At 61.1% G+C, this 25,223-nt stretch carries 26 protein-coding genes and 1 pseudogene; 10 read left to right on the forward strand and 17 right to left on the reverse strand.

The genetic code is table 11. The annotated features are described in order from the left end of the window. Positions 1-9: 9 nt before the first annotated feature. Entirely contained in the window at positions 10-183 is a 174-nt protein-coding gene (locus J2X71_RS33840) for a hypothetical protein (protein ID WP_007814367.1), read from the reverse strand. 278 nt (positions 184-461) lie between these two features. Here J2X71_RS33840 and J2X71_RS33845 point away from each other — a divergent pair, with 278 nt between their 5' ends. Further along, positions 462-2,297, forward strand: a complete 1,836-nt coding sequence (locus J2X71_RS33845; protein ID WP_310389373.1) for an aminopeptidase P family protein — start codon at positions 462-464, stop codon at positions 2,295-2,297. A 24-nt stretch (positions 2,298-2,321) separates the two neighbouring features. Here J2X71_RS33845 and J2X71_RS33850 read toward each other — a convergent pair whose 3' ends face one another. After that, on the reverse strand, positions 2,322-2,630 hold the full coding sequence (locus tag J2X71_RS33850; protein WP_310389374.1) for an AzlD family protein: 309 nt from the start codon (positions 2,628-2,630) through the stop codon (positions 2,322-2,324). Position 2,631: 1 nt separating this feature from the next. Beyond that, positions 2,632-3,363: an AzlC family ABC transporter permease gene (locus J2X71_RS33855; RefSeq protein WP_310389376.1), complete on the reverse strand. Its 732-nt coding sequence runs from the start codon at positions 3,361-3,363 to the stop codon at positions 2,632-2,634. A 134-nt stretch (positions 3,364-3,497) separates the two neighbouring features. Between J2X71_RS33855 and J2X71_RS33860 the strand changes: the two genes are divergently transcribed. After that, the gene (locus J2X71_RS33860; protein ID WP_037100225.1) at positions 3,498-3,749 is read left to right on the forward strand and encodes a DUF2164 domain-containing protein; all 252 of its coding nucleotides are present in this window, start codon (positions 3,498-3,500) and stop codon (positions 3,747-3,749) included. On the opposite strand, the gene pncA is transcribed toward J2X71_RS33860, so the two are convergent. The 5 genes and pseudogenes from pncA to J2X71_RS33885 form a co-directional block, all read right to left on the reverse strand. Further along, complete coding sequence (pncA, locus tag J2X71_RS33865; RefSeq protein WP_310389379.1) at positions 3,750-4,376, reverse strand: bifunctional nicotinamidase/pyrazinamidase; 627 nt, start codon at positions 4,374-4,376, stop codon at positions 3,750-3,752. Positions 4,377-4,583: 207 nt separating this feature from the next. Then, positions 4,584-5,094 (reverse strand): annotated as a pseudogene (locus tag J2X71_RS33870) (GNAT family N-acetyltransferase). Continuing rightward, entirely contained in the window at positions 5,091-5,432 is a 342-nt protein-coding gene (locus J2X71_RS33875; RefSeq protein WP_310389381.1) for a hypothetical protein, read from the reverse strand. The pseudogene J2X71_RS33870 and the gene J2X71_RS33875 overlap by 4 nt, the downstream one beginning before the upstream one ends. Before the next feature lie 120 nt (positions 5,433-5,552). After that, the gene (locus J2X71_RS33880) at positions 5,553-6,065 is read right to left on the reverse strand and encodes a hypothetical protein (RefSeq protein ID WP_310389383.1); all 513 of its coding nucleotides are present in this window, start codon (positions 6,063-6,065) and stop codon (positions 5,553-5,555) included. A gap of 161 nt (positions 6,066-6,226) precedes the next feature. Further along, complete coding sequence (locus tag J2X71_RS33885) at positions 6,227-8,722, reverse strand: UvrD-helicase domain-containing protein (protein WP_310389385.1); 2,496 nt, start codon at positions 8,720-8,722, stop codon at positions 6,227-6,229. On the opposite strand from J2X71_RS33885, the gene J2X71_RS33890 reads away from it, so the two are divergent. Next, on the forward strand, positions 8,721-9,158 hold the full coding sequence (locus J2X71_RS33890) for a hypothetical protein (RefSeq protein ID WP_310389387.1): 438 nt from the start codon (positions 8,721-8,723) through the stop codon (positions 9,156-9,158). The two genes, J2X71_RS33885 and J2X71_RS33890, sit on opposite strands and share 2 nt — an antisense overlap. A 9-nt stretch (positions 9,159-9,167) precedes the next feature. On the opposite strand, the gene J2X71_RS33895 is transcribed toward J2X71_RS33890, so the two are convergent. The 7 genes from J2X71_RS33895 to J2X71_RS33925 all read right to left on the reverse strand — a co-directional run bounded on the left by J2X71_RS33895 (position 9,168) and on the right by J2X71_RS33925 (position 15,129). Continuing rightward, complete coding sequence (locus J2X71_RS33895) at positions 9,168-9,845, reverse strand: YoaK family protein (RefSeq protein WP_310389389.1); 678 nt, start codon at positions 9,843-9,845, stop codon at positions 9,168-9,170. Between the two features lie 27 nt (positions 9,846-9,872). Beyond that, positions 9,873-10,754: a glyoxalase gene (locus tag J2X71_RS33900; protein WP_310389390.1), complete on the reverse strand. Its 882-nt coding sequence runs from the start codon at positions 10,752-10,754 to the stop codon at positions 9,873-9,875. Positions 10,755-10,794: 40 nt separating this feature from the next. Further along, positions 10,795-11,616: an alpha/beta fold hydrolase gene (locus J2X71_RS33905; RefSeq protein ID WP_007814395.1), complete on the reverse strand. Its 822-nt coding sequence runs from the start codon at positions 11,614-11,616 to the stop codon at positions 10,795-10,797. Positions 11,617-11,745: 129 nt separating this feature from the next. Then, positions 11,746-12,174: a DoxX family protein gene (locus tag J2X71_RS33910; RefSeq protein ID WP_310389392.1), complete on the reverse strand. Its 429-nt coding sequence runs from the start codon at positions 12,172-12,174 to the stop codon at positions 11,746-11,748. Between the two features lie 11 nt (positions 12,175-12,185). Next, a complete protein-coding gene (locus tag J2X71_RS33915; RefSeq protein ID WP_310389394.1) occupies positions 12,186-14,072 on the reverse strand; it encodes an amidohydrolase in 1,887 nt (628 codons plus the stop codon). A 28-nt stretch (positions 14,073-14,100) separates the two neighbouring features. After that, entirely contained in the window at positions 14,101-14,370 is a 270-nt protein-coding gene (locus J2X71_RS33920) for a XapX domain-containing protein (RefSeq protein WP_007814401.1), read from the reverse strand. A gap of 69 nt (positions 14,371-14,439) precedes the next feature. Continuing rightward, positions 14,440-15,129 (reverse strand): hydrolase, encoded by a 690-nt coding sequence (locus J2X71_RS33925; protein ID WP_310389396.1) that lies wholly within the window; start codon positions 15,127-15,129, stop codon positions 14,440-14,442. A 332-nt stretch (positions 15,130-15,461) separates the two neighbouring features. On the opposite strand from J2X71_RS33925, the gene J2X71_RS33930 reads away from it, so the two are divergent. From J2X71_RS33930 to J2X71_RS33950, 5 genes are all read left to right on the forward strand, one after another. After that, positions 15,462-15,944 carry a VOC family protein gene (locus J2X71_RS33930; protein ID WP_310389398.1) on the forward strand — a complete coding sequence of 161 codons (483 nt, stop codon included), beginning with the start codon at positions 15,462-15,464 and terminating at the stop codon, positions 15,942-15,944. A gap of 155 nt (positions 15,945-16,099) precedes the next feature. Then, positions 16,100-16,921 carry an AraC family transcriptional regulator gene (locus J2X71_RS33935; RefSeq protein ID WP_310389400.1) on the forward strand — a complete coding sequence of 274 codons (822 nt, stop codon included), beginning with the start codon at positions 16,100-16,102 and terminating at the stop codon, positions 16,919-16,921. Between the two features lie 193 nt (positions 16,922-17,114). Beyond that, positions 17,115-18,323, forward strand: a complete 1,209-nt coding sequence (locus tag J2X71_RS33940; RefSeq protein WP_310389402.1) for an efflux RND transporter periplasmic adaptor subunit — start codon at positions 17,115-17,117, stop codon at positions 18,321-18,323. Beyond that, positions 18,320-21,475: an efflux RND transporter permease subunit gene (locus tag J2X71_RS33945; RefSeq protein ID WP_310389404.1), complete on the forward strand. Its 3,156-nt coding sequence runs from the start codon at positions 18,320-18,322 to the stop codon at positions 21,473-21,475. Before J2X71_RS33940 ends, J2X71_RS33945 begins: the two co-directional genes overlap by 4 nt. Before the next feature lie 282 nt (positions 21,476-21,757). Then, positions 21,758-22,756, forward strand: coding sequence for a flagellin (locus J2X71_RS33950; RefSeq protein WP_310389406.1), 999 nt, complete (start codon positions 21,758-21,760; stop codon positions 22,754-22,756). A 65-nt stretch (positions 22,757-22,821) separates the two neighbouring features. Here the strand turns inward: J2X71_RS33950 and J2X71_RS33955 are convergent, their stop codons facing one another. Continuing rightward, entirely contained in the window at positions 22,822-23,415 is a 594-nt protein-coding gene (locus J2X71_RS33955; protein WP_310389407.1) for an NAD(P)H-dependent oxidoreductase, read from the reverse strand. Between the two features lie 77 nt (positions 23,416-23,492). Here J2X71_RS33955 and J2X71_RS33960 point away from each other — a divergent pair, with 77 nt between their 5' ends. After that, on the forward strand, positions 23,493-23,903 hold the full coding sequence (locus J2X71_RS33960; protein WP_310389410.1) for a helix-turn-helix domain-containing protein: 411 nt from the start codon (positions 23,493-23,495) through the stop codon (positions 23,901-23,903). A gap of 164 nt (positions 23,904-24,067) precedes the next feature. Continuing rightward, complete coding sequence (locus J2X71_RS33965) at positions 24,068-24,733, forward strand: OmpA family protein (RefSeq protein ID WP_113325510.1); 666 nt, start codon at positions 24,068-24,070, stop codon at positions 24,731-24,733. 66 nt (positions 24,734-24,799) lie between these two features. Here J2X71_RS33965 and J2X71_RS33970 read toward each other — a convergent pair whose 3' ends face one another. Continuing rightward, entirely contained in the window at positions 24,800-25,207 is a 408-nt protein-coding gene (locus J2X71_RS33970; RefSeq protein WP_207242733.1) for a DUF2000 family protein, read from the reverse strand. Between the last annotated feature and the right edge of the window lie 16 nt (positions 25,208-25,223).

Genomic DNA, 25,223 nt, shown 5'->3' on the forward strand with positions numbered 1-25,223 from the left:
GCTTTAAGCTCAGAATGCGTAGCTCGGTGCGCCCTTGTGGCGCGTGGAACGCTGGCCTGCTGCGAGCACCTTGAGGCTATCCTCATTCTGCGGGCGGCGGGCACCGATGACGTGACGCACAGTCTGGCGTTCGCCAGCCTGTACCGGGCTGCTGTAAGCGAAGCGCGAGAGAGAGGCGGTCATTTCAAAAAATCCTTTGTTGATGGTTCGTCGTGAACCGTTCGATGCGCTCTATATAGCTATTCCGTCATGCGGTGGCAGAGGGTTTGTTTCATTGCAGCCATGCGCGTAATGCATGAAGCGTGCCAGTTTCCCACATCGAGACACATTTCTGCCAAATTATTGGGCGGCTAGGCCTTCCCAGGCGCTTCGCGTCGCTTTTTCTCCCCAATGACTCAAAATTCGCTAACATGGCCGCTATCCCATTAACCGGATTCGTTTCATTCATTCGGGTTTCCAGCATGTTCCAGTCTTTCGAAGTCACCTCCACGCCGCAGTTCGGCAAGGAACGGGTTTCCGCACTGCGCGCCAGTTTCGATGCGCTCGGCATCGATGCTTTCCTCGTGCCGCGCGCCGATGAATATAACGGCGAGTACGTGCCTGCCTGCGCGGAGCGGCTCTCCTGGCTGACGGGCTTCACCGGCTCTGCGGGCATTGCGCTGATCACCCGGACGGAAGCGATCGTCTATGTCGACGGGCGCTACGTGACGCAGCTTGCCGAGCAGGTGGATGGGTCGGTGTTTACCGGCGGCGATCTGGTCAACGAGCCGCCGCATGTCTGGCTGCCTGCGCAGGGCAAGAAAGGGCTGAAGCTCGGCATCGATCCGTGGCTGCATTCGGGTGCCGAAGTGCGCAAGCTCGAAAAGGCGCTCTCGGAGATCGGTGGCGCACTGGTTTTCCTGCCGCACAATCCGCTCGACAAGCTCTGGGCAGACCGGCCGGCGGAACCGCTTGGGTCGGTCACCATCCAGAACGTGGCGCAGGCCGGTATTCTCGCTAAGGACAAGATCGCCACCATTGCCGCCGATCTCGCCAAGAAGAACCTGAGGGCGGTACTGATCGCCGATCCGTCTTCCATCGCCTGGATCTTCAATATCCGGGGCGCTGACGTGCCGCATACGCCGCATCCGCTGGCGCGCGCCATCATCCATGCCGACGGCAAGGCGGAGATATTCCTCGACAAGCGCAAGACCGGCATCGAGCCGGAAGCCTATCTCGCGCAGATCGCCACCCAGCTTGCGCCCTCGCTGCTGGATGAGAAGCTTGCTGCGGTTGCCAAGGATGGTGGCCGCATTCTCATCGATCCCGATATCGCCTCCTATGCGCTCGCCGAGATCATCCGCAAGGCTGGCGGCGAAGTCGTGGAAGGTGTCGATCCGGCAAAGCTGCCGCGGGCTGTGAAGAACAGCGTCGAGATCAATGGTTCGGCCGCCGCCCATCTGCAGGACGGTGCAGCCATGGTTGAATTCCTCTACTGGCTGTCGCAGAGCAAGCCCGGCACGATCACCGAAATTGGCGCCGCCGAACGGCTGGAAGAGGCTCGCGCTAGGCTGGGTCAGAGCATGCAGAACCCGCTGAAGGATATTTCCTTCGACACGATCTCGGGTGCCGGCGAACATGCAGCCATCATGCACTACCGGGTGACGACGGCGACCGACCGGCATATTCAGCCGGGCGAACTCTTCCTGATCGATTCCGGCGCGCAATATATCAATGGCACGACCGATATCACCCGCACTGTCGGCATCGGTGCTGTCAGCGAAGAGCACAAGCGCTTCTTCACGCTGGTGCTGAAGGGCATGATCCAGATCAGCACGGCACGTTTCCCGAAGGGTACGCGCGGCTGCGACCTCGATCCGCTGGCGCGCATCGCGTTGTGGCGGGCAGGGGCCGATTTTGCGCATGGCACGGGCCATGGCGTCGGCTCCTATCTCTCGGTTCACGAGGGGCCGCAGCGCATTTCGCGGCTTTCGACGCAGGAACTGCTGCCGGGCATGGTCCTGTCCAACGAGCCGGGTTACTATCGGCCTGGCCATTTCGGTATCCGCATCGAGAACCTGATCTATGTGCGGGAAGCCGAAGCGATCGACGGCGGCGACATGCCGATGCTCGGCTTCGAGACGCTGACCTTCTGCCCGATCGACCGCAACATCGTCATCCCCGAATTGCTGACGCATGACGAGCTGCACTGGTTCAACGAATACCACCGCCAGACGCGCGAGGCGCTGATGCCGCTGATCCACGACCATGACGTCAAGGCATGGCTGGAGAATGCGACGTTGCCGTTGGAATACTGAGCGGCCGGATATCCGGCCTTCGGTTCAGAGGCCGATCGTGTGTCGCCAGGTCATCACGATGATCCAGGCGGCCACGAGCATCCAGGTGTGCGAGAAGCGCAGACCGATGATGAGGGCGATTGCGAGCGCCAGTTTCGAATCCCAACCACCGATGAAGAAGGCGGGGGCGACGAGCGTCGTCAGAACCGCGGCCGGCACGGCATTCAATGCCGCTTCCATGCGCGGCGGAATGCGCTTCATCTTGGTGATCATGATGTAGCCGCCGATGCGGGTCGCGAAGGTCGCGGCTGCTGCGGCGAGGATCACGAGAGCCATGTGGAGATCGAATTCCATCTCAGACCTCGTGGTTTTCGGTGTTGAGGGCGTCGGCTTCGAGATCAGGCTCCTCCGCGGGCAGGGGCAGGAGGGCGGCAAGGATGATGCCGGCTGCAGCACCGAGGCTCACATGCCAGGGGGAACCCACGAAATGATAGGCAATGACCGAGGCGACGGCGCTCGTCAGCGCCACGGCCAGGAAATTGTCCCGCTTGCGGAAGCCGAGCACGATAGCGAGGAAATAGGTAGGCAGCAGGATATCCAGGCCGATCGTTTTCGGATCGCCGATGAAGGAGCCGAGCATGCCGCCGATCAGGCTGATCAAGACCCAGGGAATGTAGATGATGATGCCGAAGCCGAGATACCAGGTGAAGGTGACGGGCTGACCTGCCTCGCCACGCTTGACGGTCTCGGCAAATTGCGGATCGACCAGCAGGAAGAAGGTGAAGAACTTCTGGAGCGCCGTGAAATGCCTGATGTAGCGGGCGATGGCTGCCGAATAGAGCACGTGGCGGAAGTTGACGGCGAGGATCGACAGCACGATCACCCAGGCCTGGACATCATGGCCGAAGAGCTCGATGCCGACCATCTGGCTGGCGCCCGCATAGACGGTGGCACTCATGAAGGTGAGTTCGGAGAGCGACATGCCCTGCTCGGCGGCAAGGGCGCCGAACAGTGCTCCGAAGGGGGCAGAAGCGAGCGCCACGGCAAATCCGCCCCGCAAACCTTCGACAAAGTCGGCGCGATTCATGGGATTAGGTCCTGTTGGAATTGAAATTTCCCTCTATGGTGTCTCACCTGCTGCGGCAATTGAATTTCCTTGATTCATCAATCGATTTTGCTGAAGCGTTACCGGTTTACGTCACCGGCAAGGCGAGGGAGACAATGAAAAAGATCGAATTTACAAAAGAGGAAAAAGCGGAAATCGTTTCGCGCATCCGGCAATATTTCGACCGTGAGCTCGACCCGATCGGCGCGCTGCCGGCCGAATTCCTGCTCGACTTCTTCGCCGAGAAGATCGGACCCTATTTCTATAATCGCGGCTTGAGAGATGCCCACGCCGCCTTCCTGAAGAAGATGGAGGATTTCGGAGAGGAGATCTATCTCTTGGAGCGCGAAGGCGAAAAGAACGGCTGATTAGGCAGCCAGAATATCGGCGCTGTTGACGATCTCAATGCCGTTCTGGCGCATCTCGTCGATGGCCGCGGCGACACCTTCGGGCGTTATGCCACGGCTCGCGTCCTCGATGAAGCGGACCTTGATGCCAGGGATCAGCTCCAGCGCATCGAGCGCAGAGAATTTTACGCAATAATCCGTCGCAAGCCCGCAGACGTCGAGTTCGGTGACGCCCTGATCCACCAGGAAATCGGCAAGGCCGGTCACGGCATACTGATCGTTGTCGCGGAAGGCGGAGTAGCTGTCGACGTTCTTGTTCTCGCCCTTCTGCTGGATGAGGTCGATTTGGGCAGAGTGGAGCTCGGGGTGCAGCTCGGCGTCGCGCGTATATTGCACGCAGTGATCCGGCCACAACATCTGCGGCTTGCCGGAGAGTTCGCCCATTTCGAAAGGGTTCTTGTCGGGATGGGAGGAGGCGAAGCTTCCGTGGTCCGCCGGGTGCCAGTCCTGTGAGGCGACTATGAGATCGTATTTGCCGCTGTCGATGAGGTTGTTGGCGACGGGAACGACTTCATGGCCATCGAGAACCGGCAGGTTGCCTCCGGGACAGAAGCCATTCTGAATGTCGACCAGCAGCAACGCCTTCATCAAGCTATCCCTTACGCATTCCGCGTCGCAAAATGCCGACCAGTGCCAGCACAATCAACTAGTGGATTTCCGGGGGGCAGGGCGCAAGTGCTATTTCTCGTATCGAGAGTGGCAAATGGCTGCATCAACGTATTTTTCTGTTGCCGTTCGCGTTATACGCGAAAGCGGCAAGTATTTCGCGTTTTATATTAGGACTTATGCATGCAGCTATGGAGCCGGATGCCTGAAGACCAGATCATCGGCATCACCCTCCTGGGCGCGCCGCCTTTATATCCGGCACGGCGCCCAGCCGCTCGGCGAGCCGGATCGACCTCACATTGGGAGGAGCAATATAGCTCACCAGGGTCTTCAGGCCACGCACCGTAGAGGCCCAGTGGCGCAAGGCAACGGCTGCCTCCTAGGCGTAACCCTTGCCCTCGGCTTGCGAATAGACCAGCCAGCCTAGTTCCTTCTCGGGAAAAAGCGGACCGTGATTGATGCCGACCTGGCCGAGGCATTGTCCCGTGGCGCGATCCTCCATCATCAGGGCGCCGTGGCCCATCAGCTCCCATAGGGCGACGTCATGGCAGAACATGCCCCAGGCAGCCTTAGTCGAATGCGGACCGCCCATATAGAGCGCGCGATCGGAGATCATCAGCGCATGATAATCCGGCCAGTCTTCCATCACGGGAGGTCGAAGGATCAGGCGCTCGGTTTGAAGTGTTGGTATAACCGTCATCGGATGTCTCTTGTGTCGCTGGATCTGGCGTCGTTGGATCTGGTTCGAAGATATGCGGCTATCGCATCGGCGGTTCGAACCGACGCCCCGTGAATTGCACCGTTAACAGGTCCCAGCCCCATGTTTATGACGGTGATGTCGTCCAGATAAGCCGCGACGGCCTCCTGTGAGGCGCTCTGAAGAACCATGCCAGCGGTGTGGAGGAGATAGGAATCATATTCATCGGCTGCAGCAGTACGCCAGGCCGGATCGTCCGTTTGCCTGATACCAACAGGATCCCAATGATCCCACCCGATCTGGCGCAAGACGTTCATTTCGATTGTTGAATGATCAGTCATGCCGGCAACCTCTCCGATAAATCAAGCCAGCACAAGCGGCTAGCGAAGGGAGGTTGTCTCTGCGATTGAGGAAAGCGCATTGCCTGTTCAGCGAGGCTCCCCCGGCGGAGCCTCATTGCATCAGGCCGTCTGGTCGCTATCGCCGGTGGCGACGGGCGAGGTGCCATAGGTCGTCTGGTATGCGCGAAGTGCGGTCTGCATGTCGGTGAGGACCTTGGCCATCAGGCCGCTGTCATCATCGTCACCGCCGGCCGCGGCAATTTTCTGCGGATCGGCGGCAAGAATTTCCGACGTTGTGAGCTTGCCATCGCCATTCGTATCAAGGGCAGAGAGTGCGCCCTTGGAGCCGTCACCCTTGGCATCGGTGCCGGACTGGCTGTCACTGTCATCGGTCTTCTGAAGCGAGAGCATGAGTGCCAGAATATCGGCTGCGATCTTCTGGACGACATCGGAGCCGGAGGAATCGTCATCGCCGGCGGACGAGGTGCTGGCGGTCGAGGCGCTGGCTGTTGAGGATTGGGAAGCGGCGGCGAGCTCGTCTGCCGAGACGACGCCGTCACCGTTCTTGTCGAGTGGGTTGAGGGGGGCTTGATACTGGGTCAGCGTGCTGCCCAGGGCTGAAACACTGGTCACTTGAACCTCCTTTGAAGGTCTTGTGAAGCCTGCCTTTCATGGGCGGGCAATGACCGGGCTAGGCTGATTTGCGAGTCGGGTCAAAGCGGCGTTTTGTCATCTGGAGAAGCGCGTGCGGCTGGGCCTGTGATTCCTGGCGACGCGCCAAGGCAGTGGAGCGGTCAGACTCGCTCCACAAAACCGTCGAGCACACGCTTCTGGCCGGCTCGGTCGAAGTCGATCGTCAGCTTGTTGCCTTCGATGCCTGATATGGAGCCGTTGCCGAATTTGATGTGGAAGACGCGGTCGCCGAGTGCGAAGCGCGAGGGTTCCGTAGAGGTGGATTTCGCCACCAGTTCGCCCTCGATGGTGCGGCCGCGCGGGCCGCTTTCACCGTAGCCAATGCGCTCCACGGCATGGCCGGAGCGGCTGCCCCAGTTATCGCGGGTGGCGTCGGTCTTGTTTTGCTGGGCGCGTTTCCAGCCGGGCGTGGAATAGGAATTGGAGAAGGGATCGGCCTTGTCGAAGCGCGACTGGCCATAACCGCCGCCGCGGCCGTAGCCACCGTAATTCTGCTCCATCTCGGCGACTTCGACATGGGTCTCCGGCAGTTCGTCGAGGAAGCGCGAGGGAATGGTCGATTGCCAGAGACCGTGGATGCGGCGGTTGGAGACGAACCAGATGTGGCAGCGGTGCTTGGCGCGGGTGATGCCGACATAGGCAAGGCGACGTTCTTCTTCGAGGCCGGCGCGGCCGGATTCATCGAGGGAGCGCTGATGCGGGAAGAGGCCTTCCTCCCAGCCGGGCAGGAAGACGGTGTCGAATTCCAGGCCCTTGGCTGAATGCAGCGTCATGATGGAGACGGCGTCGAGATTTTCGTTGGTCTCGGCATCCATGACGAGGGAGACGTGCTCCAGAAATCCACGCAAGGATTCGAAGCTATCCATGGAGCGGATGAGTTCCTTGAGGTTTTCAAGGCGACCCGGTGCTTCGGCGCTCTTGTCGTTCTTCCACATATCCGTATAGCCGGACTCTTCGAGGATCTGCTCGGCAAGCTCGGTATGTGGTGTGTTTTCAAGCAGTTCCTGCCATCGGCGGAAAGATTGAATCACGTCGAAAAGGGCTTTGCGGGCCTTGGGCTTCAGCTCGTCCGTCTCGATCATGTCGGCGGCGGCGGCGAGCATCGGGATATCGCGGGCGCGGGCATAATCGTGGAGTGCGCGCACCGTCGTATCACCGAGGCCGCGCTTCGGCGTGTTGATGATGCGCTCGAAGGCGAGGTCGTCGGCAGGCTGTGCGACCAGGCGGAAATAGGCCATGGCATCGCGGATTTCGAGGCGCTCGTAGAAGCGCGGGCCGCCGATGACGCGGTAGTTCAGGCCGAGGGTGACAAAGCGGTCTTCGAATTCGCGCATCTGGAAGGAGGCGCGCACGAGGATCGCCATGTCGTTCAGCAGATGCTTCTTGCCGTCGGCATCGCCGCGTTGCAGGCGCTCGATTTCCTCGCCGATGGCACGTGCCTCTTCCTCGGAATCCCAGGAGGCGTGAACCTGCACCTTGGCGTCGTCAGGGTCGGAGCGATCGGTGAAGAGCGTCTTTCCGAGGCGGCCTTCATTGTGGGTGATGAGATGGGCGGCAGCACCGAGGATATGAGCGGTCGAGCGGTAGTTGCGTTCCAGCTTGATCACCTTGGCGCCGGGAAAATCCTTCTCGAAGCGCAGGATATTGTCCACTTCCGCGCCGCGCCAGCCATAGATCGACTGGTCGTCGTCGCCGACGCAGCAGACATTCTGCGGCTCGCCCTTGGGCCGCTGGGCAAGAAGCCGCAGCCACATATATTGAGCGGTGTTGGTGTCCTGATACTCGTCTACGAGGATGTAGCGGAACTTCTGGTGATATTCCTTAAGCAGATCGGGCTGCTTGCGGAAGATCGCGATCGGATGCATCAGCAGGTCGCCGAAATCGCAGGCGTTCAGCGTCGACAGGCGGTTCTGATAGGCGAAATAGAGATCGCGGCCGCGGCCATTGGCGAAGGCACGCGCATCGCCTTCCGGAATATCGGCGGGGCCGAGGCCCTTGTTTTTCCAGGTATCGATCATGCCGGCGAATTGCTTGGCCGGCCAGCGCTTGTCGTCGAGGCCTTCGGCCTGGATGATCTGCTTGATAAGGCGGATCACATCGTCGGTATCGAGGATGGTGAAATCGGAGCGCAGGCCGACGAGTTCGGCGTGGCGGCGCAGAAGCTTGACGCCGATCGAGTGGAAAGTGCCGAGCCAGGGCATGCCTTCGACGGCACCGCCGACGAGAAGCGCAATGCGCTCCTTCATCTCGCGGGCGGCCTTGTTGGTGAAGGTCACGGCGAGGATCTGCGAGGGGAAGGCGCGGCCGGTCTGAAGGATATGGGCAATGCGCGTGGTCAGAACACGCGTCTTGCCGGTGCCGGCGCCGGCGAGCACGAGGACCGGGCCTTCGAGTGTCTCGACCGCTTCGCGCTGTTCCGGGTTGAGACCGGTGAGATAATCGGGGCGACCGCCATCACGAGCCGCCATGGCGCGGGCGGCAATGCCGCCGCCGGCAGCGGGCGCCCTTGGGACAGGTGCTGCAGGCTGCTGCGGCTTGCGCGGCGCATCGCCCGGCTCCTCGTCGAAGAAGGGCATATCGTCGAAACTATTGCTCATGCCGCGTAATGTAGTGATTCGGGAAGGAAAGACCAGAAAGTTGTTCTGCTTTCATTCCCGGGCGCTCAGCTATCCTCAGGCGGTTTGCTTGGCTTGGTCCGAAGCCTGCCTTGGAGTTGTGGTCACCCCGCACCTCAACTATGGTTTCGCTAGCTGCCGGGAGAGCCATATGCATATCATCGCCATTCTTGCCAACCTGATCCTCTTGATCATCGTCGCGATGTTGGTCGCAGGGAATGGCTTGCCGGATGGTGCGGGTTTCGGAATCTTCGTCGCTGCCATTGCGGCCCCCGCATTGAGCACGATCGCCTTGGTGCGACGCAATGGGTCAATTTCCGAACTCATTTCCCTTGAGATACAGGCGCGGAAGATCACGCTTCGACAGCGCATTGCCGAGGCTGAGGCCAGGATGGCCGGCAATGACACCAGCGGCTAAGGGCTGCTCCTAAGCGGCCTGCGGGCCAGCGAAGGCAAAGCAGACCGAGACGAGCGCAAAGAGCGGCGGCAGGGCGAAGCACCATGTGCCAACGGTCGCGTAAAGCAGGGCGGCAAGGCCGCAGCCGAGCGCGAAGGCAAAAACGGCGACCGCCATGCGCGACAGGCGGCTCTTTACCGGTTTTGCCTGATCGCCGGCGCTGCCATGGGCGAGGTCGGCAAGGTCGATCATGATCTGCGTCGTGGTGCCGGTCATCAGCGTGCTCGGCGGTGAGGCGCCGAGATGGATGCGGTGAGCGGCGTTCTGGATCGCCATGGCGATGACGAGCAGCATGCCGGTCGCGACCAGCGGCAGGCCATCCGGATTGGTAAAGGGCGCAAGCCAGATGGCGCAGGCGCCGCCGGCAATCAGGAAGAGAAGCTTGATCACGAGCAGGATGCGCAAGCCCTTCTCATCGCCTGGCGGCACATTGTGGGTGAGGTAGCGCAGCAGGAGAATCGTCAGGCAGAAGACCGGCAGCGCCAGCAACTTGGCGATGATGCCAGACGTGCCGTGAGTGAGCGCTGCGCCAAGCGTCACGAAGTTGCCGGTGACATGGGCGGGGAAGAGGCCGCCAAGCGCCAGGAAGCCGGCTGTATCGACATAACCGCCGGTCAGGCTCAGGAGCACGGGCAGGGCTGGGCGCATTGTTTTTTCCTCTATGAATTCGTTTGCCTAGTGTGCCGCGACGGCGTGGATTTCGGCAATATAGCCGCCTGGGAATTCCACCATGGCGGCGCGGCGATCGCCGGACTGGTAGGGTTCGACGAGAATTTCAGCGCCGCTCTCCTTGGCTTTCTGAAGCGTCGCGTCAAGATCGGCAGTCTCATAGCCAGTCATTTCGCGACCATAGGGGAAAGGCAGCTGGCCATCGGTGACGAGCACGGTCATGCGGCCGAAGACGGATTCGATGCGCAGGCGGTGAAAGGCTTTGTCCGGCAGGCCAATCTCGGTGCCGGGCGCCTTCTCATCGTCGGAGACGACCTTGCCATGCGAGAAGGCGAGGAAGGCATGGGTGAAGGCGGCGACGCGGTCGGCGGACACGTAGACGCGGTTTTCCGGGATGGTCGTGAAGGCCGGATAGTTTGGCGTGGTCGTGTGCCAATAGAGCTGCATGTTGACACCGCCCGGCCACTGGATGACGGCATCGCGGCCGATCGGATCCGGGAAGGCGGAGACAATGACGTCGGCGCCGGCAGCCTTTGCGGCGGCTATGGCCTTGTCAAGATCGGTGACGAGATAGCCTGATCGTTCGGCGCCGAAGGGATAGGGGATCGGCGTCTTGAAGCCGAAGAGCGAGACGGTGCCGACGGGTGTCTGCAGAAGCTGCGACGTCGTGCTGCTCGGCGTCGGCGTAACGGTTGCCGTTACCTGCTTGGTGCTGGTGCCGCCGAAAGTGGCGAGGAAGCTTTTGGCGAAGGCGTCCACGTCGCCAGGAGCGACATAGACATGGGTCGTATCATATTGCGCGCCGACGCCGAATTGCGGCGAGGCGGCATAGGCCGGGGCACCGGCTAGGCCGAGAAGGGCAACAAGGGCTAACGATAGACGAAGCATTGCGTGATCTCCTTCGGCCTGGCCGGCCGCTACTCCCGGTTTACGCCTTGATGAAGGCGAGAACGTCGGCGTTGAACTTGTCGGCTTCGGTCTGGGCGAGGCCATGCGGGGCGCCCGGATAGACCTTCAGCGTGCCGTTCTTCAGAAGCTTGATGCCCTTTTCGGCGGCAGCCTGGATCGGCACGATCTGGTCGGCATCGCCATGGATGAGGAGCGCCGGAACGTCGATCTTCTTCAGGTCGTCGCTGTAATCGACCTCGGAGAATTCGCGGATGCAATCGTAGTGGCCCTTGATGCCTCCGGCCATGCCCATCAGCCAGAAGGTTTCGCGCAGGCCTTCATTGACCTTGGCGCCATCGCGGTTGAAGCCGTAGAAGGGCATGGTGAGGTCGCGGTAGAACTGCGAGCGATCGCCGGCCGTGCCCTTGCGGATGCCGTCGAAGACTTCGATCGGCAAGCCTTCGGGATTGGCAGGCGTCTTCAGCATCAGCGGCGGAACGGCGCCGACGAGCACGACCTTGGCGACGCGGCTGGTGCCATGGCGGCCGATATAATGGGCGACTTCGCCGCCGCCGGTGGAATGGCCGATCATGATGAGGTTCTTCAGATCGAGCTTCTCGATGAGCTCGGCGAGGTCATCGGCATACTGGTCCATATTGTTGCCGTTCCACGGCTGCGAGGACTTGCCGTGGCCGCGGCGGTCGTGGGCGATGACGCGGTAGCCCTGCTGGGCGAAATAGAGCATCTGCACTTCCCATGCGTCGCCCGAGAGCGGCCAACCGTGGGAGAAGAGGATCGGCTGGCCGTTGCCCCAATCCTGATAGTAAATCGTCGTTCCGTCTTTGGTTGTGATCGTCGGCATTGAACTTGTCCTATGCTGAGGTTGGCAGGATCTACGCCCTGGGGGCGGATGGTTTGCACCGCGGTGCTGACAGGGTCAGGAAGCATTTTTGCAATGGTCAGCGGAAGTGATGCTTAGGTGCAGGTTGCCCTATGCTTTTTCCCTGAGATCGAGCCAGGCGACGAGCAGAAAACCGCCGACGAGGCCCAGATGTTCGAAGAAGGAATTGGCGGCCAAAAAGCGTTCCATTCCATCAGGCAATTCCCAGAAACGCAGGGCGAGGAAGGTGGCCATCAGTGTGAAGCCACCGAGGGCGAGTGCGCCCAGCCAACGGAAAAAGCCGGTCAGAATCATGAGTGAGGCGGCAAGCTCCAGGAGGATGACGAGCACGGCAAAGAGCGGGGCAGGCGAGAGGCCGAAATGCGTCATCTCACCGATCGCGGCCGGAAAGTCCGTGAGCTTGTTGAGGCCGCCCTGCAGATAGGCGGCGCAGAGGCCGAGATAGGCGATGAAGCGCATGAAGGTCGCGCCGAAAAGAGGGCGGGCGAAGGACGCAAGTCGGATTTCAAGGGCATGCATGGTATCGATCCTCAGACGGCCCAACAGGCGCAGCCGAGCGCACCCCAGAAGCTCCTGAGATCGGAGACCGGAGCCTTCGAACCCCAGGCACTGGCGTGGGCATGCCCGTGGACATTGCAATCATTGGCGCAGCCGCAGGCGGAAATCAGGTGGCGGTGCAACGAGTTCTTGCCGGCGCCCTCAGGCTCGCCCCAGGCGGCATATCCACCGAAGGCGCGTACCGGCGACCAGTCCGGCATGGCGGGCGGAACCGGGTTATCATCGAGCTCGGCGAAGTGGCCCGCGCCATAGACGATCTTGCCGCCGACCATGGTCAGCTCCGACGTAAGGAAGGATATTTCCTCTTCGGCGCAGGCAAAGAAATCCTTGTCCGGCACGATGAGATCGGCGAACTGGCCTTTCTCGATGCGGCCCTTCTTGCCTTCCTCGTTGGAGAACCAGGTGACGTTGTCGGTCCACATGCGCAGCGCCGTTTCGCGGTCCAGGCAGTTCCGGCGCGGATAGATCGCCATGCCGCCGACGGTGCGGCCCGTGATCATCCAGGAGAGCGACACCCAGGGATTATAGGAGGCAACGCGGGTGGCATCGGTGCCGGCGGAAACCTTGACGCCTTTTTCCAGCATGCGGGCGACGGGTGGGGTGGCCTCGGCAGCCCCCACGCCGTAGCGCTCGACGAAATATTCGCCCTGATAGGCCATGCGGTGCTGCACGGCGATGCCGCCGCCGAGCGCGGCGATACGGTCGATCGACTGCTCGGAAATCGTCTCTGCATGGTCGAAGAACCAGTTGAGGCCTTCGAGCGGGATATCCTGATTGACTTTCTCGAAGACGTCGAGCGCGCGGCTGATCGTCTCGTCATAGGTGGCGTGCAGGCGCCAGGGCCAGCGGTTTTCGGCGAGTACGCGCACGACCTCTTCCAGCTCGCCTTCCATTTCCGGCGGCATATCGGGGCGCGGCTGGCGGAAATCCTCGAAATCGGCAGCGGAAAAGACCAGCATTTCGCCGGCGCCGTTATGGCGGAAGTAATCTGTGCCCTGCTTGTATTTCACCGAAGCCGTCCAGTTCAGGAAGTCTTCCTTCTCCTGCTTGGGCTTCTGGGTGAAGAGATTATAGGCGAGGCGGACGGTCATCTGGCCGTCATCGGCAAGCTTCTGGATGACGGCATAGTCATCTGGATAGTTCTGGAAGCCGCCGCCGGCATCGATGACGCCTGTTACGCCGAGGCGGTTCAGCTCGCGCATGAAGTGGCGGGTGGAATTGACCTGATAGTCGAAGGGCAGTTTCGGACCCTTGGCGAGCGTCGAATAGAGAATACCGGCATTCGGTTTGGCAAGCAGCAGGCCGGTCGGGTTGCCTTGGGCATCGCGGGTGATCTCGCCACCGGGTGGGTTTGGCGTGTCCTTGGTATAGCCAACGGCGCGAAGGGCTGCGCCATTCAGCAGGGCACGATCATAGAGATGCAGGATGAAGACCGGGGTGTCGGGCGCAACCGCGTTGATCTCGTCGATGGTCGGCAGGCGCTTCTCGGTGAACTGATGCTCGGTGAAACCGCCGACGATTCGCACCCATTGCGGTGCAGGTGTGATCGCCACCTGGCGCTTCAGCATGTTCATCGCGTCTGCGAGCGAGCGCACGCCATCCCAGCGCAGCTCCATGTTGAAGTTCAGACCGCCCCTGACGACGTGCGTGTGGTTATCGATGAGGCCGGGAAGGACACGTTTGCCTTTGAGATCGACCACCTTGGTGTCCGGCCCCTTGAGCGCCATGATCTCGGCATCGTGGCCGACGGCGAGGAACCTGCCGTCCTTGACGGCGACGGCGCTGGCGGTCGGATTGGAGCGGTCGAGCGTGGTGATCAGCCCGTGATGCAGGATCAGGTCGGCGGTTGCGTTTTCCATAATCTTCGTCCTCGAGCGAGAGCAGGTATCAGACCTTGTCGGAAGGCTTGATGTCGGCGGGATTTGTGCCCTTGGGCAAATGGCCGAACATGTGTGGCTTGATCTGATGCAGCCACGAGACTGCGGCCGGCTCTTTGTTGATAATCGTCTTGGCGAAGGGAATGATCTGTTCGCCGACAAGGATGCCCAGCAGACCGACAAGCGCGATCACAGGAGGAGCCGGCGAACGAACGTTCAGGAGGCTGTAGACAATGCCGACGAGAAGGCCGGCGCCGAGGGAGAGGAGATAGATTTTCATTTGAGGCCTCGATTTATTTCGGCATGCAGCAACGGGGAAGCGGCGATGAAGCCGCTCCCTCGAGAGAACTCACTTGGCCGGGTTCGGGCCAATGCGCTTGCCATGCGTGACGCGCTCGGGTGCCTTGTGGACATGGGTATAGGCGTAATCGACGCCCATGCCGTAAGCGCCGGAATGTTCCTTCACGATGGAGGTGACGGCCTCATAGGTTTCGCGGCGGGCCCAGTCGCGCTGCCATTCCAGCAGCACCTGCTGCCAGGTGACGGGAACGCAGCCAGCCTGGACCATGCGGTCCATCGCATATTTGTGGGCATCGGCGGAGGTGCCGCCCGAGGCATCGGCGACCATGTAGATCTCGTAATCGGTGTCGTGCATGCAGGAGAGTGCAAAGGTGGTGTTGCAGACCTCGGTCCAGAGGCCTGACACGACGACCTTCTTGCGGCCGTTGGCGGCGTTCTTCGCCAGCGCGTCGCGAACGTTCTGATCGTCCCACGAGTTCATCGAGGAGCGTTCGAGAATCGTGTTTTCGGGGAAGATAGCGAGCAGTTCCGGATAGGTGTGGCCCGAGAAGGCTTCGGTCTCGACCGTGGTGATGGTGGTCGGCACCTTGAAGGTTTTGGCAGCCTTGGCGAGGCCGACGACGTTGTTCTTCAGCGTTTGACGGTCGATGGACTGGACACCGAAGGCCATCTGCGGCTGCTGGTCGATGAAGATCAGCTGGCTGTTCTGCGGCGTGAGGACTTCAAGATATCTGGACATTGGTCGTTCTCCCTGGTCATGAGGCCTTAAAGGCAAGAAACGTGTTGCCGACATACGTCCCTGAAGGTCGTCGGTCGGCATTGCTTCCCCGCAAGAGCGAGGCCGCGTATTGGCGCGAACCTACTTGGCAAAAACCAATTCCGATTGTTTGTTCTCACCCTCTTTTGTCGAAAATTGCCCTGACCTGCAGGGCCGTGTTGAGGCTTCGGAAAACCGAAAAACGGGAGGCGGAAAAAGAAGGCCGATAAAATTCTCGTACTCGCTGTCGGGGCGGGCACGGCTCACACGTCTTAGCCATGAACGGAGACCAACAGACCAAAGGAGGACGTTTCATGGTCAAGGTCATTTCACATCTCTGGTTTGCAGAAAGCGCTCGCGAGGCGGTCGAATTCTATGTCTCGCTCGTGCCCAATTCCGCGATCGGCGAGATCACCACCGTGCCGGCGGAAACGCCGAGCGGCCCTCCGGGCAGCGTCGAGATTGTCCAGTTTACGCTCGGCGGCCAGAATTTCGTCGCCATGCGGGCCGGGCCGTTCGAACCGTTCAACCATGCCTACTCCGTGCAGGTCATCTGCGAAGATCAGGCGGAGGTCGACCGCATCTGGGATGGCTTCCTTGCCAACGGGGGCACGGCAGAACAATGCGGCTGGCTCAGGGATCGCTGGGGTCTTTCCTGGCAGATCGTGCCCAAGGTGCTAACCGAGATGATGAGCGGTACGCGCAAGGGCAATGCCAAGAAGATGACCGAGGCGATGCTGCAGATGGTCAAGCTCGACATCGCAACGCTTGAGAAGGCGTTTCAGGAAGCCGCCTGATCTTTCGGGAAACGGTATGACGGACGGCAGTCTCGGGAAGGGGCTGCCGTTTCGATTCCGTCAGTGGTTTTTGAGGGGAAATCATGTAATTGTGATGGCGGGGGGGTAATTCGAAAAAGGGGGTGATTGAATTGGCGTCTCGGCCAGAGATTTCATTGCTTCAAGCCGGTGCGGTCTCGATCGTGCGCATGCGCAGCAATAGCGCCGACCATGACGAAAGCGGGCCGATTCCCCAGGCGGAGGCTTTCAGCGTCATCGCTCAGTTGAAACCTTTCGACAATCATCGCCTCTGGCGCCGAGGCAAGCTCGTCCATGACGGCGGCCATCCGGCAGGCGCGCTGGCGATCACCGATCTCGGGGAAGAATGGCGCTGCCATCATCGCTCCTCCTTCGACAATATGCGCTTCAATATATCCCGGCAGGGGCTTTCCGATTTCAGCTATGAGGCAGGGCGCTCGGGTTTTAACGGGCTCGATTGCGGGCAGGGGCAGCTCGATCCTGTCGTCCAGGGGCTTGCCATGGCGCTTCTGCCGGCGCTCAGCCAGCCGGCACATGCGAGCGCGCTCTTCATCGATCACATTCTCCTGGCGCTGCAGGCGCACCTGGTGACGCGTTACGGCAAGGTCAATCTGCCTGCAGAGCGTAGCGGCGGACTTTCAGGGCGCCAGCTCAACATGGCGACGGCGTTCCTCGCATCGCTGACGGCGCGGGAGGCGACGATCTCAGATGTCGCGGCGCAATGCGGGCTTTCGACCAGCTATTTCATCCGCGCCTTCAAGAAATCGACCGGTCGCACGCCGCATCGCTGGCTGATGGAATATCGAGCGGAGAAGGCGCGGCAGATGCTGCTGGGCACGGCTTCCATCGCCGAGATCGCCGTGGCCTGCGGCTTTGCCGACCAGAGCCATCTCACGCGTATCTTCACCGCACTCAACGGAGTTTCGCCCGGAACATGGCGGCGGGAGCGGCGTATTTAGCTTCGCTCAAGTAAAAGTGACCGGGCGGGTTATTTTCAAAATTTGCTGACATTACAAATCCGTAATGACGGGTGGTTACGCTTGCTGCTGGCCGGGGGAAGGTGCGATATTGTCGCACCAGGCGGGACTTGTCATCCCGCACGCCTCTTTCGACCGACCCTGGACGTAACCTCGAGTCCCTCCGGAGACGTGAATGCCCTTTTGGAAGCAATTTGCACTTTGTATCGTCGTCATTTTGGCCGGCTTTGCCGCCTGGGTTTACTTTGTGCCCGGCGCCGGCGAGACGATGCGCAATGCCGGTATTCCTGACAATATCGTCTCCATGATCGCACCCAAAGGCGAGGAAGCAGCCGATGCCGGCGCGCAGGCGCAGGGTGGTGGGCAAGGTCAGGGTGCTCAGGGGCAAGGGCAGGGCCGTCGGAATAGCGGCGGACGCAATGCCGCCGTACTTGTCGTCACCCAGGCCGTAGTGCAGGGCGTCGTTAACGACCGGCTGAATGCGATCGGCACAGGCGACGCGATCCGCTCCGTTGCGGTCACGCCGCAGGCGACGGGCACGATCCGCGAAATCCTCATCAAATCAGGCGATATGGTCAAGCAGGGCCAGGTTCTCGCCAAGCTCGACAGCGAAGAGCAGGTGATTGCCCAGGGGCAGGCACAGGTGGCGCTGAACAGTGCGCTTGAGAAGTCCAACCTCTATCACAGCATCAAGTCCAGCGTTTCGCGCATGGACGTCTTCGATTCCGAGATCGCCGAGCAGAATGCGCGGCTGCAGCTGCAGGCTGCCGAGCTCAATCTTACGCGCCGCAACATCGTGGCGCCGATCGACGGTATCGTCGGCATCGTGCCCGTCAATATCGGCGACAATGTCACGACCTCGACGCCGATCGTAACACTGGACGACCGCACTGAAATCCTCGTCGACTACTGGGTGCCGGAGCGTTTCGCCAATACTGTTTCGGTCGGCCAGGCGGTCGAGGCGACATCTGTGGCGCGGCCGGGCAAGGTCTTCTCAGGTGTTCTGGAAGCGGTCGACAACCGCATCGACCCGGCCAGCCGCACGCTGCGTCTGCGGGGGCGGATCGACAACGGCTCGGACGAACTGCGCGCCGGTATGTCCTTCGCCGTCAGCATGAAGTTTGCCGGTGATAAATATCCCGCCGTCAATCCGCTTTCCGTGCAATGGGATGCTCAGGGCTCCTTCGTCTGGCAGGTGACCGACGACAAGTCGCACAAGGTGCGGGTCACGGTCGTGCAGCGCAATCCAGATTATGTGCTTGTTAAGGGCGAGCTGAAGGACGGCGATCTGATCGTCACACAGGGCCTGCAGCGCGTGCGCGAGAACGGCGCGGTGCGGGTGGCAACCGATGTCGCCTCCAACGACAAGGTCGCCGCCCAATGAGCGTGACCGAGATCCACCACGGCAAACCGGAATCCAACAAGGCGACCTTCACCGCGCTTTTCGTGCGGCGGCCGATCCTGGCGCTGGTCTTCAACACGCTGATGGTGGTGGCGGGCCTTGCGGCCTATGTCGGCGTCGAAGTGCGCGAGCTGCCCGATGTCGACCGGCCGGTCGTGACCGTGCGCACCACCTTCGACGGTGCTTCGCCGCAGACGATTGACCAGGAACTGACCAAGGTCATCGAAGGTGCGGTCGCGCGCGTCAGCGGCCTCAAATCCATCTCCTCCAGTTCCCAGTTCGGCCAGAGCCGCGTGACGCTGGAATTTTCCGACTCCATCGATCTCGCCGTTGCCGCCAACGATGTGCGCGACGCGATCGGCCGTATCGCCCAGAACCTGCCCGACGAGGCGGATGCGCCGCAGATCGTCAAGGCGGATTCGGATTCTTCGGCGATCATGCGCCTCGCGGTGACGTCGGACACGCTCAACATGGACGACCTGACGTTGCTTGTCGAAAACGAGGTGGTCGATCGCCTGGCCTCCGTCGATGGCGTGGCCGATGTCGAAGAATACGGCGATCAGGAAAAGGTCTTCCGAGTCGACGTCGATCAGGGCGCGCTTGCAAGCCGCGGGCTGACCATCGGCGATCTCACCAAGGCGCTCGACAATGCCGCGCTCGACGTGCCGGCCGGGTCGCTGAAGAGCCCGATGCAGGATATCGTGGTGCGCGCCACCGCCAGCCTGCAGACACCCGAGGACTTCCAGAACGTCATCCTGCAGCACAATGTGCGCCTCGGCGACGTTGCGACCGTGACACTCGGGCCGCGCGACGGCGAGACGGCACTGCGCTCCAACGGCAAGCCGGGCATCGGTCTCGGCATCATCCGCCAGGCACAGTCGAATACGCTGAATATTTCCACCGGCATTCACACTGCTGTCGAGCAGCTTTCGAAGACGCTGCCGAAGGGCACGACGATTGCGATCACCAGCGACGACGCCGTCTTCATCGATGGCGCGATCCACGAAGTGGTGCTGGCGCTGCTTTTGTCGGCGGTCATCGTCACCGTCGTCATCTATCTCTTCCTGCGCGACTGGCGTGCGACGCTGATTCCCTCCGTTTCAATGCCGGTGGCGCTGATCGGCACGTTGGCGGCGATCTATATGGTCGGCTTCTCCATCAACATCCTGACGCTGCTCGCGATCGTTCTGGCGACCGGCCTCGTGGTCGACGACGCCATCGTCGTGCTCGAAAACATCGTGCGCCGCCGCTCCGAGGGCATGGGGCCGCGCGCGGCTGCCGTGCTCGGCACGCGTGAGGTGTTCTTCGCCGTCATCGCGACGACGGCGACACTTGCCGCCGTCTTCATTCCGCTATCCTTCCTGCCGGGGCAGGTGGGCGGCCTGTTCCGCGAGTTCGGCTTCGTGCTGGCCTTCTCGGTCGGCCTGTCGTCGATCGTGGCGCTGACGCTGTGTCCGATGCTCGCCTCGCGCATGCTGACCAAGCCGATGATCGAGGATCACGGGTTGCTCGGCCGTTTCGGCGAGGCTTTCGCCCGCGTCTATAAATGGGCGCTGCATGCCTGCCTGAATGCGCCTGTCGTCGTCATCGTCTTCTCGCTCATCTTCGGCGCTGCAGCCGTTGTCGCTTTCGGCACGGTCAAAAGCGAGCTGACGCCGGAAGAAGACCGCGCCATGGTGCAGATGCGGCTGACGACGCCGCAGGGCTCCAGCCTCGAATATACGCGCGACAAGATGCAGCTCGTGGAGGAATACCTGCAGCCGCTCGTCGAAAGCGGCGACATCAGGAACATCTTCTCGATTTCCGGCCAGGGCGGCTCTTCCAACAGCGGCTTCATGGTGCTGACGCTGGCGCCCTGGGGCGAGCGCCACCGCACGCAGGCCGATATCGTCCGCGATATCAACCAGGCGGCCTTCAAGGTGCCGGCGCTGCGCGGCAACGCGATCTCGTCGAACAGCCTGCGTATCCGCGGCGCCGGCAGCGGGTTGCAGATGGCGCTGATTGGCAATGATCACGAGGCGCTGACGGCGGCTGCCGCCAAGCTGGTGCAGCAGCTCGATGCGAGCGGCCAGTACGACACGCCACGCCTGACCAACGAACCGTCGCAGGCACAGGTCTCCGTCGCCATCGACCGCGAGCGGGCCTCCGATCTTGGTATCGACATCACCGGGCTTTCGACCGCCATCCAGTCACTGCTCGAGGGACGTTCAGTGGTCGACGTCTTCGTCGGCGGCGAATCCTATCCGGTGCTCCTGACATCGACGATGCGGCCGATCGACGATCCGACCGATCTCGAAAACGTCTTCCTGAAGACCGGCGACGGCAAGATCGTGCCGATGTCGGTCATCGCCACGCTGAAGGAAGGCTCGGTCGCCCCGCAGCTCAGCCGTGAACAGCAGCTCGCCTCCGTGGCGATCACCGCCGGCCTGAAGGACGGCATGTCGCTCGGCGACGCTGTGAAGAACGTCACGCAAATGGCAGCACCGCTCCTGCCGCCCGGCGCGCGCCTGCTGCCGCTCGCTGAAGCCGCGACACTGGAAGAGAATTCCAGCGGCATGGCGCTGACCTTCGGCTTTGCGATCGTCATCATTTTCCTGGTGCTCGCGGCCCAGTTCGAAAGCGTGCTGTCATCGCTGATCATCATGTCGACGGTGCCGCTCGGTCTCGCCTGCGCCGTTTTCGCGCTCATCATCACCGGCTCCAGCCTCAATATCTACAGCCAGATCGGTCTCGTGCTGCTTGTCGGCGTGATGGCGAAGAACGGTATCCTGATCGTGGAATTCGCCAACCAGCTGCGTGACCGCGGCGAGGATGTGCGGTCCTCCATCGAGAAGGCCTGCGCGCTTCGCCTGCGCCCGGTGATGATGACGATGATCGCGACCATTCTTGGGGGTGTTCCCTTGGTCTTTGCGCATGGCGCCGGTGCGGAAGCGCGCGTGGCGCTCGGCTGGGTAATCGTCGGCGGCCTTGGCTTTGCAACGCTGGTGACGCTGTTCATCACGCCCGTCGCCTATCTCCTGATTGCCCGCTTCGCCAAGCCGCATGCCCATGAGGAAGCGCGCCTGCACGAGGAAATGACGCATGCGACGCGTCCGAAGCCGAGCCCGGAAGAACAGCTCCAGGCTGCTGAGTAAGAGCGCGAACAAGCCTTTTTTAATACTTTCGGGAACGCGCGCCGGATTTCTCCGGCGGGTGTTTTTATGGTGTATGAAGTCTTGTGAAATAAGATAAATTACTTCTGAACTTTAGCCGTTTTTTAAGCATAACCGGCAATGATTGCGATCAGTACCGGTCGGCCTTCCCCAGTTTTCCCGAGGGCCATTGCGCTGATTTTCCAGCGACGGCGGACATGAATGTTCGCGTGATTTCGGTACATCCAGTTCTGTTGCGTCCTATTGTGTTTTGGAGTTCGTACCGTGAGTATTTATCAGCGCACCTCGGTGGATGCGGCGCTTAATGTGCTGCGTGATATCAATCGAAATATGACGGTGACGCAGAACCATATCACGACGGGTCTGCGTGTTGAAAAATCCAGAGATAATGCCGCCTATTGGTCGGTCGCGACGACTGCGCGCCACGACAACAAGGCACTTTCCGCCGTTCAGGATGCTCTCGGCATGGCGGCTGCCACCATGGGCACGGCATCTGCCGGCGTCGACAGCGTCATCGACGTCGTCACCGAGATCAAGGCAAAGCTTGTCGCCGCAACCGAGCAGGGCGTCGACAAGACCAAGGTCGGTGAAGAACTCGAGCAGTTGAAGGCGCAGCTGCGCAGCGTTTCCGAGGGCGCAGGCTTCAACAACGACAACTGGATCATTCTCGACAATACCACGACGCCGACGCAGCCGCGCCAGATCCCGGCCTCCTTCATCCGTAATTCTGACGGTACGGTATCGGTCGGCATGCTGAGCTACCATATCGATATCCCGCCGAGCGGCGCGACCTCCTCCAAGGACGCACGCTACGTGATCGACGACCGGGCAGGCGGCACCGGCGAATACGGCGTGCTGACCTCCGCCTTCTTCGCAAACGAACTCGGCACCGCACAGACCTGGGTGCTGACGAAGAGCAAGAACGGCAATACGGCCGGCCAGGTGGAAATCGGCCTGACGGCGAATACCAGCAAACAGGACCTGAACGAAATGATCAGCGTCGTCGATGCCGCGCTCGGACAGTTGACGACCGTCGGCTCGGCCTTCGGCGCACTGGAAAAGCGCATCAGCTTGCAGGACGAATTCGCCAAGAACCTGTCCGACAACATCACCGAAGGCATTGGTCGCCTTGTCGATGCCAATATGGAAGAGGAATCGAGCAAGCTCAGGGCACTGCAGACCCAGCAGCAGCTCGGCCTGCAATCGCTGAATATCGCAAACGCGTCCTACGACACGGTACGTCAGCTCTTCCAGAACTTCTAAGTCCCGAAGCAGCAACATAGCCGCGCGCCAAGCATGCTTGCCGCGCGGTTTTCTTTTGGCAAAGCTCAGGCTTCGGCTGCCTTGGCGGCCATCGTTGCCTTGGCCCACCAGACCAGTTCGTCGAGGGCCGTCTTTGCCGTGGGCAGCAGGCTCGTCTCGATTTCCTCGATCGGCTTGTTGCCGAAAGCCGGATGAACAGTCATGAAATCGCCGCCGCCAATATGGACGGCAGCATGTGTGGACACCATCTGCAGTTCCACGCCGATTCCCCTCAGATGTTCGACGGCGCGCGTGGCGCCAGAGCCGCCATAGCCGATGGCGGTAAAGGGCTTGCGGTTCCATTCCTTATAGGCCTGATCGAGTGCGTTCTTGAGAGCCGCCGTGATCGAGTGATTGTATTCGGCGACCACGAAGATATAGCCGTCGAAGCGCCCAACCGTTTGCTGCCAGCGGACCGCTTCGGGGTTCTGGCTGGGCATCCACAGGTTTGACGCCATCTCTTCGAAGAAGGGAAGCGGGTGATCGCGCAGGTCGATCAGCTCCACGTCGAAGTCATCGCGTGCCTGAGCTTGTTTTAATATCCATTGTGCCGGGGCGTCGGCGAAACGGGTGGGGCGGGTGGAGCCGATAATAACGGCGATACGGGGCTTAGAATTCAAAGTAACCTCCTGTATGCTGGTTTCTTGCGGTAACCAGATTACGAATGGTTTGCGTAGCCGCACAAGGAGGCACTTTGTTGAAACCAGATAACCATCAGGAAACCGCCCCCTGCGAGGAAGTCGATGGCTGCCAGCAAGTTCGCGCTTGCGATCACATCAGCCGCATGCTGGCGCGCATCAGCGACAAGTGGAGCCTGCTGGTGGTGCGCGTGCTGGGTCACGGGCCGCTGCGTTTCAACGCCTTGCGCCGCGAAGTCGGCGAGATCAGCCAGAAGGTCCTCGCATCGACATTGCGGGAGCTGGAGGAGAACGGCTTCGTTTCCCGGACCGTGACGCCCACCACGCCGCCGCAGGTCGAATATGCGCTGACGGATCTCGGCCGAGAGTTCCTGGATCCGGTTCGAGGGCTTGCCGAGTGGGTCGTCGCAAACTCCGCGCGCATGGACGAGGCGCGGGCGGCCTATGCCAGACGCCGCGGGCTCGACTGAGGCAAGCGCTGCGGTTTGTCAAGAAAGCTGGTGATATCGGCGCCCGGCTGCAACAGGCCGATGTTTTCCATGGGAAATTTAGCTTATCAGATTGGCATCTTCATCTTGTTGCCGCATTCCCTAATATCTGCTCGCACCAGCTTCGAACGGAGAACCTCCTGTCCATGATCAAGAAATTCATCCTTCTGGCCGTTGCGGCGAGTTACCTCTCAGCTTGCACGACGACCGATCCGTATACTGGTGAGCAGAAGGTATCCAATACCGCCGGCGGTGCTGCCCTTGGCGCGCTCGGCGGTGCTCTCGTCGGTGTCGCCGTTGGCGGTGGCGGCCATGGCAAGCGCAACGCGGCGCTGATCGGCGCCGGCATCGGCGCGCTCGCCGGCGGCGCGATCGGCAATTACATGGACCAGCAGGAAGCCGAGCTTCGCGCCCAGCTCGAAGGCACCGGCATCTCCGTTACCCGCCAGGGCGACAACATCATCCTCAACATGCCGTCGAACATCACCTTCGATATCGACCAGGATGCGGTGAAGCCCGGCTTCTATCCGACGCTGAATTCTGTCGCGATCGTGTTGCGCAAGTTCAACCGCACGCTCATCGACATCAACGGCCATACGGATTCCACTGGCAGCCTGCAGCATAACCAGGACCTGTCGCAGCGCCGCGCTCTGTCCGTTGCCGATTATCTCGGCGGCCAGGGCATCGACCAGCGCCGCGTTTCGGCCGTCGGCTACGGTCCGTCGCAGCCGGTTGCTTCCAATGCGACCGAAGCCGGTCGCGCCCAGAACCGCCGCGTCGAAATCCAGATTGCGCCGATCACCCAGGGCTGATCGGTTGCATCCAGACGACAAAAAGGCCGGGTCATTGCCCGGCCTTTTTGTTTCCGGCCGTTTGCCTCAATGCTGCATCGTCGCGCCCTTGGTGATCTTGTCGACGATCTTCTTGTCGGCGCGCAGCGCAATGCCGACGACCTTGGCATCATCGGGGGCGTATTCAGCGAAGACGGCGCGATTGGCCGCATCATGGCCGGTTGCAAACATTTCCTCGATGAAGATGGAGGAGGTCACGTCGCGCTCCAACGCGCGGCGGTGGATCGTGGATATCGTCGCTTCATCGGCCGACAAGACGATGATCGGCTGGATGGATAGCGGGTTGTAGAGATTGCCGGCACGATCCTTGTAGGGCTCGCCGATGATTTCCGGATATTGCCCGGCGATGCCTGTCGAAAGGAAGGCCGTGACATTCAGCTTCTGCCAGCCGGCAAGATTGTTTCGCAGGACGATCGCAATTTTGGTATCAAACATTCCAGTCTCTTTCATC

This window comes from Rhizobium sp. 1399 (assembly GCF_031455475.1).
GTDB lineage: Bacteria > Pseudomonadota > Alphaproteobacteria > Rhizobiales > Rhizobiaceae > Rhizobium.

Excerpts from the sequence above, each read along its gene's own strand:
- J2X71_RS33840 (WP_007814367.1), bottom strand. The coding sequence starts at position 183 with ATGACCGCCTCTCTCTCGCGCTTCGCTTACAGCAGCCCGGTACAGGCT.
- J2X71_RS33845 (WP_310389373.1), top strand. The coding sequence starts at position 462 with ATGTTCCAGTCTTTCGAAGTCACCTCCACGCCGCAGTTCGGCAAGGAA.
- J2X71_RS33850 (WP_310389374.1), bottom strand. The coding sequence starts at position 2,630 with ATGGAATTCGATCTCCACATGGCTCTCGTGATCCTCGCCGCAGCAGCC.
- J2X71_RS33855 (WP_310389376.1), bottom strand. The coding sequence starts at position 3,363 with ATGAATCGCGCCGACTTTGTCGAAGGTTTGCGGGGCGGATTTGCCGTG.
- J2X71_RS33860 (WP_037100225.1), top strand. The coding sequence starts at position 3,498 with ATGAAAAAGATCGAATTTACAAAAGAGGAAAAAGCGGAAATCGTTTCG.
- pncA (WP_310389379.1), bottom strand. The coding sequence starts at position 4,376 with ATGAAGGCGTTGCTGCTGGTCGACATTCAGAATGGCTTCTGTCCCGGA.
- J2X71_RS33875 (WP_310389381.1), bottom strand. The coding sequence starts at position 5,432 with ATGACTGATCATTCAACAATCGAAATGAACGTCTTGCGCCAGATCGGG.
- J2X71_RS33890 (WP_310389387.1), top strand. The coding sequence starts at position 8,721 with ATGCCGCGTAATGTAGTGATTCGGGAAGGAAAGACCAGAAAGTTGTTC.
- J2X71_RS33885 (WP_310389385.1), bottom strand. The coding sequence starts at position 8,722 with ATGAGCAATAGTTTCGACGATATGCCCTTCTTCGACGAGGAGCCGGGC.
- J2X71_RS33895 (WP_310389389.1), bottom strand. The coding sequence starts at position 9,845 with ATGCGCCCAGCCCTGCCCGTGCTCCTGAGCCTGACCGGCGGTTATGTC.
- J2X71_RS33900 (WP_310389390.1), bottom strand. The coding sequence starts at position 10,754 with ATGCTTCGTCTATCGTTAGCCCTTGTTGCCCTTCTCGGCCTAGCCGGT.
- J2X71_RS33905 (WP_007814395.1), bottom strand. The coding sequence starts at position 11,616 with ATGCCGACGATCACAACCAAAGACGGAACGACGATTTACTATCAGGAT.
- J2X71_RS33910 (WP_310389392.1), bottom strand. The coding sequence starts at position 12,174 with ATGCATGCCCTTGAAATCCGACTTGCGTCCTTCGCCCGCCCTCTTTTC.
- J2X71_RS33915 (WP_310389394.1), bottom strand. The coding sequence starts at position 14,072 with ATGGAAAACGCAACCGCCGACCTGATCCTGCATCACGGGCTGATCACC.
- J2X71_RS33920 (WP_007814401.1), bottom strand. The coding sequence starts at position 14,370 with ATGAAAATCTATCTCCTCTCCCTCGGCGCCGGCCTTCTCGTCGGCATT.
- J2X71_RS33925 (WP_310389396.1), bottom strand. The coding sequence starts at position 15,129 with ATGTCCAGATATCTTGAAGTCCTCACGCCGCAGAACAGCCAGCTGATC.
- J2X71_RS33930 (WP_310389398.1), top strand. The coding sequence starts at position 15,462 with ATGGTCAAGGTCATTTCACATCTCTGGTTTGCAGAAAGCGCTCGCGAG.
- J2X71_RS33940 (WP_310389402.1), top strand. The coding sequence starts at position 17,115 with ATGCCCTTTTGGAAGCAATTTGCACTTTGTATCGTCGTCATTTTGGCC.
- J2X71_RS33945 (WP_310389404.1), top strand. The coding sequence starts at position 18,320 with ATGAGCGTGACCGAGATCCACCACGGCAAACCGGAATCCAACAAGGCG.
- J2X71_RS33965 (WP_113325510.1), top strand. The coding sequence starts at position 24,068 with ATGATCAAGAAATTCATCCTTCTGGCCGTTGCGGCGAGTTACCTCTCA.
- J2X71_RS33970 (WP_207242733.1), bottom strand. The coding sequence starts at position 25,207 with ATGTTTGATACCAAAATTGCGATCGTCCTGCGAAACAATCTTGCCGGC.